This window comes from Cellulomonas sp. P1_C4 (assembly GCF_056406355.1).
The window spans coordinates 1-12,475 of the sequence record NZ_JBFUAI010000040.1; the positions used below are offsets into that span (position 1 = coordinate 1).

Genomic DNA, 12,475 nt, shown 5'->3' on the forward strand with positions numbered 1-12,475 from the left:
CGTCGTGGCCGTGGTCCTGTCCGGCGRCATCGCGCGGTCGGTCGGCGCCTCGATCGGGCTCAGCGACGTGACGGTCACCGTGTGGAACATCGTGAAGTGGCCGGTGATCGTCGCACTCGTCGTCGTCGCGATCGCGGTCCTCTACTACGCGACCCCGAACGTGCGGCAGCCCAAGTTCCGCTGGATCAGCGTCGGCGCGATCGTCGCGCTCGTCGTGTGGGTGCTGGCCTCGCTCGCGTTCGGGTTCTACGTGGCGAACTTCTCCAGCTACGACAAGACCTACGGCTCCCTGGCCGGCGTCATCGTGTTCCTGCTCTGGCTGTGGATCACCAACCTGGCTCTCCTGTTCGGCGCGGAGCTCGACGCCGAGGTCGAGCGCGGGCGCCAGCTGCAGGGCGGCATCGAGGCCGAGAAGACCATCCAGCTTCCGCCGCGGGACACCCGCGCGAGCGAGAAGAAGCAGGCCAAACAGGAGGAGGACGTGCGGCTCGGTCGCGCCCTGCGCGAGTCGCGCGGCGCCGACAGCACGACGGACGCCGACGACTGACCAAGGAGATCTCATGTACCTGCACGTGCAGCGACTGATCAACGACATCGAGGCCGACGAGCCGGATCCGGCCGCCGCCAACGCTCTCCAGGAGGGGCTCGGGGGTCAGTTCGGCGAGATGCGGACGATGATGCAGTACCTGTTCCAGAGCATCAACTTCCGCGGACCGAAGGCGAAGCCGTACCGGGACCTCCTCCAGGGCATCGGCACGGAGGAGATCAGCCACGTGGAGCTCATCGGGACGACGATCGCGCGGCTGCTCGACGGCTCGCCGCGGTACAACGGCAAGAAGTCCGACCCGCTGGACAAGCCCGGCGCAGGCGGGGCGACGCCGCTGGCGTCGGCGCTGGACCAGGGCAACATCCACCACTACCTGGTCGCCTCGCAGGGCGCGCTGCCCGTGGACTCCGCGGGCAACCCGTGGAGCGGCTCCTACGTCTACAACTCGGGCAACCTCGTGCTCGACCTGCTCTACAACCTCATGCTCGAGTCGACGGGGCGGCTGCAGAAGTGCCGCATCTACGAGATGACCGCGAACAAGACCGCCCGCTCGACCATCGCGTACCTCATCGTCCGCGACCAGGCGCACGAGAACGCCTACGCCCGCGCCCTGGAGACCCTCGGCGTCAACTGGGCGTCGGTCCTGCCCATCCCGAAGACGAACGCCGAGCAGTTCCCCGAGGTGAAGAAGCTGGTCGACCTCGGGCTGCAGAGCAAGCAGTACACGTTCGACCTCACGGCGTCGTCCGAGGCGGGACGGATCTTCCAGGGAATGTCGCCGTCGAAGGACGGCACCGAGCTGGACGCCACCGAGCAGGCGCCCGAGGGCGTGCCGTCGAAGATCGCCGTCGAGCGGTACGAGGAGTTCTCGCCGGGCGTCGACACCGAGCTGCTCGCCCTCATCCAGGCGACGGCCGACCTCGAGATGGCCGAGATGCAGCCGCCGCTGTACGGCCCGGTGTCTCCGGAACGCGCCACGACCTAGCGACGAGGCCCTGTCCACCCGGAGCGATCGCGAGCATCCTGGGGTGATGACCGAGCGGGAGGACTTCTTGGCCTGGGTCACCACGACGCTGGTCGCCGCCGAGCGAGCCCTGCTCGGCGGCGACGCGAACCCCCGGCGGGCGATCTGGTCCCGCAACGAGCCGGTGAGCATCCAGGGCGCGTGGCGCGACGCCTTCGGGCAGGCCGAGGTGGAGGAGATCTTCCGCTTCCTCGAGAGCACCTTCTCGGACTGCACCTCCTACGCGTTCGAGCTGCTGGCGCACGACGTCGTGGGCGACATGGCCTACACGGCCGGACGCGAGCACACCTCGGTGTCCGTCGACGGTCAGCCGCGGACGTTCACCCTGCGCGCGACGCAGGTGTACCGGCGCGAGGACGGTGAGTGGCGCGTGGCCCACCGTCACGCCGACACGGTGACCGAGCCGGCCGTCGGCTGAGCGAGGGGAGCGGGCGCACCGGAGCCCCGAGTGGCGGGTAGAGACGGGTGACGATTTCGGAGCGTGACAGGGACGCCGCGGCCTGGCTGGGCGCCCTCCACGAGGTGGTCGCGGCGCACCTCGGCGCGGCGCGCACGGTGGAGACGATCGCCGTCAGCGAGACCCGCGCGGTGTTCCGCGTCTCGTCGGGCACCGCGCGCTTCGTCGTGAAGCTGGCGCCCGCCCATGCGCGGCCAGGGATCGACTACACGGCGACCGCCACAGCGCAGGACCTCGCCCGTCGAGCCGGAGTTCCCGTGGCCGACGTGATCGCAGTGGGAGAGACGACCGCCGGCGTCCTCCTCCAGTACGTCATCCAGGCGCAGGTCGAGGGTACGGAGTGGAGGAAGGTGCGGCCGCAGCTGGGGGACGCGGAACTGGTGAGCGCCTCGGCCGAGATCGCGCAGATGCTCGTGACGATGCAGACCGTGGCGATGCCCGGGTTCGGCAGTCTCGTCGGGCCAGCCCTTATCGGCGACGGCGGGCTCGTCGAGGCGCTGCAGGCGCGGATCTCGCTCCGGATCCGTGACGGCAGCAACAGGGAGCTCGCCCAGCAGGTCCTCCAGCAGCACTGGGAACTGTTCCGCACCGACCCTCGACCGAGGCTCACGCACGACGACCTCCATCACGCCAACCTGCTGTTCCGCCAGGCCGGCGACGGCTGGCACCTGGTCGCCGTGCTCGACTGGGACAAGGCCTGGGCTGGTTCCGCGGAGTGCGACCTCGCGCGGATGGCCTTCTGGGACGACATGACCGATGGGACCTTCTGGTCCGTCTACCGGGCCAGCGTGCAACCCGACGATGGCTGGGCTGCCCGCGCAACGATCTATCAGCTGCTGTGGTGTCTGGAGTACGAGGCCACGACCGCCCGGCACCGGGCCGACACCGCCGCGCTCTTGGCAGCCCTCACGTAACCCGGCGCTCGAGTCCGGCTGGGCGAGCAGCCGTCGAGAGCCGAGCCGAACGTCGCACGCTGCGACGCACCGAGTCAGGACCGCGCTTGGTGCTCCACATGGACGTCCGGCCCGGGAAACACGAGAGCCTCGTGCCCGTCCTCGTACCGGACAAGGAACGGCGGCCCACCGTCGCTCCCCCGAGCCTCCACCACGGTGCCTGTCCGCGGAGCCGCACCGACGGTCCGCCCGTGGACGACCACCTTGTCCCCGACCTCTGCGCGCACGAGTATCACCTCGCATCCAGGCTAGGACGACGGGCCGGTCAAGGCGACAGGCAGGCGGTGGCAATTGGCCTGTGGTCTCTCGTGACCTGTGCAGCTCGGTCACGTCCGCCCCCGCAAAGGTGACGCCCAGGATGACGTGACGATCCTCGTCGACCACCGTCTGGGCGGCCGCACAAACGGGCCACAAAATGCCTCGAAGATCACCCACGAACGTGATTGCCAACCCACGTCGGAAGTCGTTGGCTGAGGAGCACAAGACCGCTTCGAGGGCCCTCCGAGCGCTGGTCGAGTCCCCGCCAATGAGATGGGGACGCGATGAAATCGATTCGATTGATGGCAGCCTCCGCTGCCGTGGTGCTCCTTCTGAGCGCAACGTCGACTCCGGCGCGCGKGGATCCTCCCAGCAACCCCGTCACGGTGTGGAACACGATCGCCGTGAACACCCTCATCGGGCTGCCCCTTCCTGCAGGAGGTGCCCCACCCGCTGCGCAGGTACACGTGGCGATGGTCCAGGGCGCCGTGTACGACGCCGTCAACGCGACCGAGCCCAAGCACTACAGGCCGTACCTCCTGGACCGGCGTTTCTCCGCCCGTGCCTCGAAGGACGCCGCTGTGGCGACCGCGGCCTACGGCGTCCTCCGCAACATCGTGTCCACCGTGCAGAACCTCCCGGCCCCGGCCAGAGCGACCCTGCTGGACTCGCTCGCCACGCAATATGCGACCTCGCTGGCTGAGGTCCCGAACGGCCCCTTCAAGACCCAGGGGGTCGCGGCCGGGGACGCCGCAGCCGGCGCCATGATCGCCGCCCGCCAGGACGACGGACGCTTCGGGCCCTCGCAGTGGGTGCCGAACACTGCTCCGGGGCACTGGTGGCCGCAGACGAACGCGGCCGGGCAGCTGATCCTCGATCCCACGCCGTGGGTGGGCGGCGTGGAGCCCTTCCTGATGCAGACCTCCTCGCAGTTCCGCACACCCGGTCCGAACGCGCTCACCAGCGCCGCTTGGGCCAAGGATTTCAACGAGGTCCAGACGCTCGGTGCTGCGAACAGCGCCGTCAGAACGCGCGAGCAGACGTACATCGCACGGTGGTGGCAGAGCACGCCCGTATCGAGCTGGAACGAAGTCGCGAGGGACCTCGCCCTGCGGAACGGGCTCAGCATCGCCGACAGCGCCCGCCTCCTGGCGACGGAGAACCTGAGCGGGGCCGACGCGGCGATCAACTGCTGGAACGACAAGTACTACTGGGACTTCTGGCGACCGTGGAACGCCATCCCCCGGGCAGCCGAGGACGGCAACCCCGCAACGGTGCCAGACGCCAGCTGGACTCCGCTCATCTCGGCGCCCTACCCAGAACACCCGTCCGGCCACCTTTGCCTCGACGCCGCACACACGCGCGTCCTGCAGACGTTCTTCGGCGACGTGATCCAGGGTGGCTACACGATCACCAGCATCTCGCCGCTACTGGGTGCTACTGATCCCCGCGCTCGCACCTTCGGTAGCTTCTCGCAGTCGATTGCGGAGATCACCGAGGCCCGCATCTGGGGGGGCCTGCATTTCCGCACGGCGGACGAGCAGGCAAAGCAGCTCGGCTGGAATGTCGCCGACTACATGGCGGCGAACTACTTCCAGCCCGTCGGACGCGCACATTGAGCGAGGCAGCCGATCCGGGCCGGCCCCCTCGGCGGCTCGGGCGTCGTCTCAACGGGGTCCTCCTGCGGGAGGCGACGGCCCTCAGCGTCCCACCACGACACGCACACCTGTGGCGTTAGTCTCCCAGGGCAGATTTGCCAGCCTGGCTGGAGTCAGCTGACCCGCACGGTGTCAGCTGACGCCGAGGCCAGCCACTGCCGCTCAGGGGCCCTGCCAGTCGTACCCAAGACGGTCCTGCATGTTGCGTCGCGCAACTGCTCGCTCACCCCACAGGAGCGCGAGACCAACTCCCGCCACGACCAGAGCAGCCGCCACGAAGATCAGGTCCCAGTAGCTGAGCACTCCCAGAACACCCGACGCCCAGAGCGAGACCACCCCAAGCACGCCAAGCGTGCGTTCAGCGCGCAGGTGCTGAGCCATAGACGGAGAGTAGGCGAAGGTCGCTGGCTCTCCTCCGACCAGGCCGGGATTCAGGCTCGCGCCAAGCAAGCTGGCCCTCTGTGCCAAAGCGGATCGGCATGGGCGCCGTCGCGCCCCAGCCAAGCACAGGCGCGACCTGCCGCACCGACTCACGCCGACCCGACACCACGAACCTCCACGGTCGCTCCGGGTTCGCGGGTCGAAGCAAGTGCCTTCACAGCCAAGATGCCCAGGGCGGCTCCTACTGCGCCTCCCAGGGTGTTGAGCAGCACGTCGTCGATGTCTGCGCTTCGCCCGATGATGAAGTACTGGACAACCTCGACTGTGAGCGATAGCCCCGAACAACTGAGCGTCGAGGTCAGCCACCGGGTCCCGAAGGCCACCGGCAGGAGCAGCCCGATGGGGGCGAACAGCAAGACCGGGCCGGCGATGTTGAGCATCCCCATCAACTGGTTCACGTTGCCCAGTTCCGAGGCGATGCTGGCGCCAGGTCGGAGGTTCACGCCAGCAACAGTGCGGCTGACCAGGGCGAGCGTCAGGACGACAACCGCCAACACCGCGCCGACAAGCAGTGCGCGGGCCATGTTCCGCACCGCCCGACCCCGGTCCCGACGTCGAAGGGCGGGAGTGGCAACCCCAACGGCGACAGCCAGTGTGAGAAGGAAGAGGAGTCCGAGAGCAGCGACCGGAATGTAGCCAAGCGGCGTCATCGCAGCATCGTTCCGCAACCCGGCAGGCGACAAGTGAGCGGCGCGCCAACCCGCCGGGTCTTGAAGTGTGAATCCAGCACCAGCGGGGTTGGCGCTGACCTCGGCGGCCGGATTCAGGGAGAAAGCACAAGCAGGTGTGTTTCCGGTTCAGGCGGCGTAGCCAAGAGACTCCGCGGTTCGACCGGCATCGCGACTGTGTTGGTGCGTCTCGATGCCGGTCGTGTTCGCCTCGTCAGTGTCATCAGACATCAGCCCCGGCGTCTTCTCATGACGTCAGGCGGGGCTGTTGGTGGCACGTAGTTGGCACGGTGCGCGTCTCTACTTGCCGACAATCTCTGACCCGCACTAACGCTGGTCGGGCTGATTCGAACCTGCGACCCCTGGAAGAATTCCGGGGCCGCTGGGGTCTCCCCCAACATCTCGCACCATCTGGTGAAACCGTCTGTGATCGGCAAATTTACGCGATGCGCGGCGGTGAACATCGTGCACCGTTGACTGTTGTCGAGCGTCGTCGTGCAGTGAATTCGTGGGGTAAACGTGGGGCTTGCGAGCCCCGCGGCCGCGTGCGCGCCGATCTCTGAAGCATGCCCTCAATCTTCCGGCAGCCACGAGAACACGGAACCCATCTCCGCCGGTTTCATTGGTGGCGGGGCGCTCGCGCGACGTAGACGGTGAGATCGGGCACCCCGCCGAGTGCGTCGGTGCCGTGATGTGGCCCCCTCGATTCGTCGCCGGCGATCAGCGGAGCCGGAACACCGCGGAGAGGCTTCCTCCATCACGCGTCGTGATCCGTACCCGTACGGTGCCCTTGGTTGACGGGGTCTTCCAGTTGTACGCGTACGACCCGGCCGTGGTGTCGTACCGCAGGACGGTGCCACCGGCGGCGAGGGTCTCGATCTCGTCTGTCGGGGCCGTAGGGTCGTCGGAGACGGTGGTGACCGTGATCGAGGTGATCTCCGCGGTGTCGGTCAGCTCAGTGGCGCCGCGCAGCACCTCGAACCGCAGCGGGATGGTGCTCCCCGCCTTCGCCGTGTTCACCACGTTCATGTCGACCGGCTGGTAGAAGCCGAGGAGCGTGTACGGCGCCACGGTGTAGCTGCGGGTCGCGCGGGCGACATTCCCGGCTTGGTCGGTGGCCGTCGCGACGAGCTCGTGAGTGCCGACCGCCGTGCTGTAGCCGCTGACCACGCAGCTGAGCAGGCCGCTGGTCGCGTCGGACGCGTTGCACGTCGGGGCCGCCGGGACAGTCCCGAACAGCACCGTGCCTCTGGGCCCGCCGACGAGCTCGACCGTCGGAGCGGTCCGGTCGAGCCGGACGTCGACCGAAGCTTCCGCCTCGACGTTGCCCGCCTCGTCGGTGGAGGCGTAGCGGACGGTGGTGCTGCCGTCGTCCGCCACCTGGAAGGGCTGGGTGTAGTCCTGCCAGGGACCGGTGCCGATCGCGTAGCGGGTCGTCGCCACGCCGGTGCCGCCGTCGGTCGCCTCCAGGGTCACGGTGACGGGTGATGTCCACCAACCCTGGGTGCCGGACGGGGTGCCCGGGTCGAGGGTGACCTTGGTGACGGGGGCGACGACATCCCCGACCTCGTACGCGATCGTGGCCGTCTTGGGCTCCCCTGCGTAGAGCGTGACGGTCAGTGTGATCGTCGCCCGGCCGTCGTCGACGGCGGTGAGGCGCCCGGTAGCCGGGTCGACCGTGAGCACGCTCGGGTCGGACGAGCTCCACCGGAGCCCTGCGACGTCGGTGCTGCCGTCGCCGCCGGTCAGGCGCGGAACGAGCTGCCCCTGCGCGCCGACCGCCACCGCGACCGGGTCGGACGGCTGGCCCTCCTCGAAGACCCGCGTTCCGGCCTCGTCCTCTACCCAGAAGAACTCGGAGGCGTTGATCTCGGACGTGACGCGCACCGGGACGTCGACGAACACCGACGGGGTCGCCTTGGACGCCACCCGGATGGTGGTCGTGCCGCTCACCACGTCGGCAAGGTTGTCGTAGAGATGGGCGGGTGTCACCACGCCGGCCGGGCTGACGACRGCCACCCCGGTGTCGGCCGAGCTGAAGAGGAGGTCCGGGGAGACGGAGGCTGGAGCGACCGTCCCTGTCAGCGAGTACTGCGCCTGGAGCGTCCCCGCGATCGGGATCAGCTTGATCGACGCGGCGGAGGCGGTGACCCGCTTCGCCACGGGCGCGGCCTGGTAGGCGCTGACGTCGTCGAGACGGGTGGTCCACGCCATGGTGCCGGATCCGCGCGTCGCCCAGAGCTGGAGCGAGGCGACGTCGCCGGTGAACGTCTGCCCGGCGGCGAACGGCACCGTGCGGGTGGCCGTGATCGCCGGGGCGTCCTTGCGGGTCAGGGAGAAGGTGACCTGCCGCGCAGCCATGTCGATCTCGACATGAACCGCGTACGAGACGTTCCCGATGTTGAACCCTGTGCCGACGGGTACGGCGTTGGCCAGTGGGTCGTTCGTCGTCGTCGACGACGACTTCCCCCCGGTGCTGTAGACGAGCTCGGCACCCGCGTTCGTCTGGATGCTCAGGTAGCGGTTCTCGCTGCTGTCGTTGAGGGTGAAGAAGGCACCCTTCGACGCCGTGGGCTGCCCGACGTTCCAGTCGAAGTCGAGCACGACGAGGTCGTTGCGCAGCACGGGCGTGAACGTCTTCTGCACCGCGCGGCCGCCGGTGCCGCTCCCGATGACGGTCAGAACGTGGTCACCCGGGTCCGCGGCGACCGCGGCGGACATGGTGCCGACGTAGTTGACGGCCCTGCCCGTACCCCAGGTGTCCCCGACGGCCCTGTTCTCGAAGTCGTCGCTCAGAGTCGGCACGAGAACCGTAGCCGTGTCGAGAGCTCGACCGTCCTGGCTCGTTGCCGTGATCACCGCGGCGCCGGGTGAGACCGCCGTGACAATGCCGAACGCGTTGACGGTCGCGACCTCCGGGGTGTCCGATGTCCACGTCACCGAGTCGTTCGTGGCGTCCGCGGGTGCGACGGCGGCGTGCAGCGTCACCGTCGGCGGGTCCAGCGGCGGGTTGACGCTCGAGAACCAGTCCGACACGAACGCGTAGCGCTCGCGGTCGATCGTGATCCCGGTGACCTCGACGGCGTCCTTTTGCACGGTGATCGTCGCCTGGGCAGTGAACCCGCCCTGCACCGTGGTGGCGATGACGGTGGCGGTGCCGAGGGCGACCCCCGTCACCGCACCGTTGGCGTCGACCCGCGCGATGCCGTCGTCCGAAGAGCTCCAGGTCACTCGCGGGTCGTTGGCGTCCTGCGGCAGCACCAGTGCGCCGAGGGTCTTGGTCGTCCCGACCTGGACAGTCATCGCCGACCGGTCCAGGACGATGCCCTCCACCTGAACGGGCAGGACGTGCACGAGCGTGACGCCGACCTTGGTCGGGTCGTCGTCCGACACCGCGCGGATCGTCACATCCCCGACGCCCACCGCGGTGACGAGGCCCTTCGCGTCGACCGTGGCGATCGCCGGGTCGGACGACTGCCAGGCCACCTTGTAGAACGTCGCGTTGGCCGGGGCGACCGTCGCGGTGAGCTGCAGGGTGCGGCCGCTGCTGAGCGTGCTCTCGGCCTTGCTCGACGTGACGGACAGCACGGCGACCTTCGTGGCGACGAGGGTGAACTGCACACTGGTCCCGCCGTCCAGGGTCGCCACGGTGACCGTGGTCGTGCCGGCTCGGTGGACGTCGAGCTGCGCCTTGGTCGTCGCATCGGCCCGCAGGACGAGCCGACCGGGAGGCGTCTGCCAGGTCTCGCCGAGGAACGACGCGACCGCCGGGTCAGACGACGTGGCCACCACGGCCTTGCCCGTGGCGCGGGCCACGGTCGCCACGAGGTCCAGCCGGGTGAGGGCCGCGGCCGAGAGTGTCGCCCCGTTCGCGACGGCGTTGCCGTTGGCGGTGACGGCGAGGTCCCCGGGAGCTGCTGTCGTCGGGGCGCTCACGCTGACAGCAACGGTCGCGCTGTGGCCTGCCGCGTCGGTGGCGGTGACGGTGGTCGAACCGGCGCCCTGCGCACGGACGAAGCCGTCCTCGGTCACGGTCGCGACGCCGTCGTCGGCGCTGGCGTACGCGATGTGGCTGTCGGTGAGGACCCGGTCGGTGGGCTGCAGCACCGGCTGGAGGCGCCGGCTCTGCCCGGCGGACAACGTCAGGGACGCCTGCGTCAGCGCGATGCTGGTAGGGGCGGTGGGATCGACGGAGTAGGTACCGTCCGTGAAACCGTTGTCCGTCCCCAGCGGCGTCCGGGCCGTGGCGGCCTTGGCCTTCGGGACGCCGCGCATCAGGTACGCGTACATCGAGTCCATTATGTCGCCCGACCGGCCGGGCTGAACGCTGCCCATCTCGTGGATGTTGACGTCGCCGTTGTTGAACATGATCCGGTTGTTGACGTCGGCGGTGCCCCCGTCACTGCTGCCAGCACCCGGCGTGGGCGTCCAGTCCGTCTCCCAGTAGTAGACGCCGCGCGTCTGGCCGTAAGGGTTGGGGACGTCGAGCGGGGCCTGAAGGTAGTCGAGCAGCCAGTTGTACTGGCCGTTTGCGGTGTTCTGGTAGAACGCCGACTGACCCATCTGGGCGGTCTGCTGGTCGAAGGTCGGCGCGTACCGGGTAAAGCTGAAACCGGTCTCCACGTTGACGTAGTCCCGGTACCGGCGTGCCGGGTCCCTCATGATGGACGTCGCCATCTTCAGGATGTTGCCGCTGGAACGTCCGCCGTACAGCGAGTACGCCTCGCCGTCGAACGTGGCGCCGCTGGCCGTGAGGCCGCCGAAGAAGCTGGTCGCCGCAGCCGGGTCGTAGCCGTTGTTGGTGTGCACGAACCGCGCGACACCCGGGGTGGCGGCCTCGACGGCGTCGTAGGTCGCGGTGACGAGGGCGGCGTGGCCGGCCGACGTCGCGCCCTGGCCGACGGGCCAGACGATGCCGCCGTTCTGCTCGTTCCCCATCTTCACGCCCGCCAGGTGCACGTGCCGCGCCGCGAGGTTAGACATGAAGTCGTACACGTAGTCGTACACGATGCCCTTCATGTGGGCGAGGTCGGTGTTGGTGCGGGTGCCGGCGTAGTCGACGTTCATCCAGGCGGCCGGTGTGTAGGCCTTGGCAGCGCTGATCCAGGAGTCGGAGTAGTGAAAACTCGGCAGGTAGCTCATACCCAGGGCGGTGGCCCGGACGCCGATGTCGGCTGAGTGGACCTTGTCGAAGTAGCCTCCCGGGATCATCCGGGATGGCATCGGCTGGCCGTCCGGCCCGTTCCACCCCTGAAAGACCTGCTTGAGGGTGTCCCAGGCATAGAGGCCGCTGCCGGCCTGGACGAAGATCATGCTGGTCACGGAGCTGACACCGTGGTTCGACAGGACCGTCAAGGCGTCCTGCTGCACGCCGTTGGCGAAGTACTTCCCGCCGTTGTCCTCGACGGCCGGGAGGAAGGACACGTCGGCGCCGCGCACCTGATCGTCGGGGAGCTCGAAGAGGTCGGCGTTGTCCACGTACGCGCTGTCGGCCCCGTTGCCGGTCCACGGGTCCTCGACGTACGTGCCTGACGAGTGGTGCAGCGTCACCGAGGCCGTGTACGCCGCGTCCTTGATCGTGTTCGCGTAGAGCACGACCTGGTGGTCCGTCGGGCGGGTCGTGAAGGTCAATGAGGTGAGCGACCAGCCGCTGGTTCCCGACGGCGCCTGGCGCAGGACGGTGCCATCCAGCCCTCGAACCCCGAGGTTCACCCGGTCACCGGTGCTCGTCCGGGACACCAGCTCCCCATCCCGTCCCCGCCAGTTCGAGTGCCCGGTCGTCGCGAAGGTGTCCTGCCGGTCGACCCGCGCCCGCACGGTGACGGTGTACCGGGTGCCCGGCCGGACCGCTACGGTCTGCGCGACCTGCGCATCGGCAGCGAGGCGCACGGCGCCGCCGCCGGCATCCGTACCCGTGGTGACGCGCGACGCGGCGCCGCTCGTGGTCCAGCCGTTCAGGCCGTCCTCGAAACCCCAGTTGGCCACGGACTGATCCGCGGAATCGAGGGTGAGCTCCAGGTGGTCAACGGCCAGGGCGGCGCTGCCCGCCGTCACCGTCAGGGTCAGGGCTCCGTTGTAGACCAGCACGTTGCGGTGCGCCGTCTGCTGCCACGTGCTGCCGCCCGCCAGGTTCGTGTCGAGCAGGGCGACGGCGTCGGGCCCCCCGGTGCCGGTCACCCGCACGGCGGCCGCATTGTTGCTCGCAGCGCCGCGGAACCACCCCGTCAGGGAGTAGCTGCCCTGGGCGAGGCCCGTGATCGTGACGGATGCCGATGCTCCAGCGCTCAGCGCCGCGAAGCCGTTTCCGTTCTGGGCTCCCGCCGTGCCGGAGGACACCGTTCCGGTGGTCGACCAGCCGGTCAGGCCGGACTCGAAGTCCAGGTTGGACGCAGGGAGCGGCACGGCCGCGCTGACCACGGCGGCCGTCGCCTCGGCGGCGGCCGCGGGCGCGGCCAGCGCGCCGCTCAAC

The 12,475-nt window shown here is 69.1% G+C and carries 9 protein-coding genes; 5 read left to right on the plus strand and 4 right to left on the minus strand.

What is annotated here, in order from left to right:
• The 4 genes from AC1DYZ_RS19955 to AC1DYZ_RS19970 all read left to right on the plus strand — a co-directional run.
• Positions 1-547: YihY/virulence factor BrkB family protein (locus AC1DYZ_RS19955; RefSeq protein ID WP_477066838.1), on the plus strand; the 547-nt coding region annotated here is incomplete at its 5' end.
• A gap of 13 nt (positions 548-560) precedes the next feature.
• Positions 561-1,532, plus strand: a complete 972-nt coding sequence (locus tag AC1DYZ_RS19960; RefSeq protein ID WP_477066839.1) for a manganese catalase family protein — start codon at positions 561-563, stop codon at positions 1,530-1,532.
• 46 nt (positions 1,533-1,578) lie between these two features.
• Positions 1,579-1,989: a nuclear transport factor 2 family protein gene (locus AC1DYZ_RS19965; RefSeq protein ID WP_477066840.1), complete on the plus strand. Its 411-nt coding sequence runs from the start codon at positions 1,579-1,581 to the stop codon at positions 1,987-1,989.
• 47 nt (positions 1,990-2,036) lie between these two features.
• Positions 2,037-2,942, plus strand: coding sequence for a phosphotransferase family protein (locus tag AC1DYZ_RS19970; RefSeq protein WP_477066841.1), 906 nt, complete (start codon positions 2,037-2,039; stop codon positions 2,940-2,942).
• Between the two features lie 74 nt (positions 2,943-3,016).
• Here AC1DYZ_RS19970 and AC1DYZ_RS19975 read toward each other — a convergent pair whose 3' ends face one another.
• On the minus strand, positions 3,017-3,208 hold the full coding sequence (locus AC1DYZ_RS19975) for a DUF1918 domain-containing protein (protein ID WP_477066842.1): 192 nt from the start codon (positions 3,206-3,208) through the stop codon (positions 3,017-3,019).
• A 435-nt stretch (positions 3,209-3,643) separates the two neighbouring features.
• Between AC1DYZ_RS19975 and AC1DYZ_RS19980 the strand changes: the two genes are divergently transcribed.
• Complete coding sequence (locus tag AC1DYZ_RS19980; protein ID WP_477066843.1) at positions 3,644-4,858, plus strand: vanadium-dependent haloperoxidase; 1,215 nt, start codon at positions 3,644-3,646, stop codon at positions 4,856-4,858.
• A gap of 201 nt (positions 4,859-5,059) precedes the next feature.
• Here the strand turns inward: AC1DYZ_RS19980 and AC1DYZ_RS19985 are convergent, their stop codons facing one another.
• The 3 genes from AC1DYZ_RS19985 to AC1DYZ_RS19995 all read right to left on the minus strand — a co-directional run bounded on the left by AC1DYZ_RS19985 (position 5,060) and on the right by AC1DYZ_RS19995 (position 12,342).
• Positions 5,060-5,278: a hypothetical protein gene (locus AC1DYZ_RS19985; RefSeq protein ID WP_477066844.1), complete on the minus strand. Its 219-nt coding sequence runs from the start codon at positions 5,276-5,278 to the stop codon at positions 5,060-5,062.
• A gap of 149 nt (positions 5,279-5,427) precedes the next feature.
• Positions 5,428-5,988, minus strand: coding sequence for a VanZ family protein (locus tag AC1DYZ_RS19990; RefSeq protein WP_477066845.1), 561 nt, complete (start codon positions 5,986-5,988; stop codon positions 5,428-5,430).
• A 738-nt stretch (positions 5,989-6,726) separates the two neighbouring features.
• Positions 6,727-12,342 carry an Ig-like domain-containing protein gene (locus AC1DYZ_RS19995; RefSeq protein ID WP_477066846.1) on the minus strand — a complete coding sequence of 1,872 codons (5,616 nt, stop codon included), beginning with the start codon at positions 12,340-12,342 and terminating at the stop codon, positions 6,727-6,729.
• Positions 12,343-12,475: the final 133 nt, after the last annotated feature.

Excerpts from the sequence above, each read along its gene's own strand:
- AC1DYZ_RS19965 (WP_477066840.1), top strand. The coding sequence starts at position 1,579 with ATGACCGAGCGGGAGGACTTCTTGGCCTGGGTCACCACGACGCTGGTC.
- AC1DYZ_RS19985 (WP_477066844.1), bottom strand. The coding sequence starts at position 5,278 with ATGGCTCAGCACCTGCGCGCTGAACGCACGCTTGGCGTGCTTGGGGTG.
- AC1DYZ_RS19990 (WP_477066845.1), bottom strand. The coding sequence starts at position 5,988 with ATGACGCCGCTTGGCTACATTCCGGTCGCTGCTCTCGGACTCCTCTTC.
- AC1DYZ_RS19960 (WP_477066839.1), top strand. The coding sequence starts at position 561 with ATGTACCTGCACGTGCAGCGACTGATCAACGACATCGAGGCCGACGAG.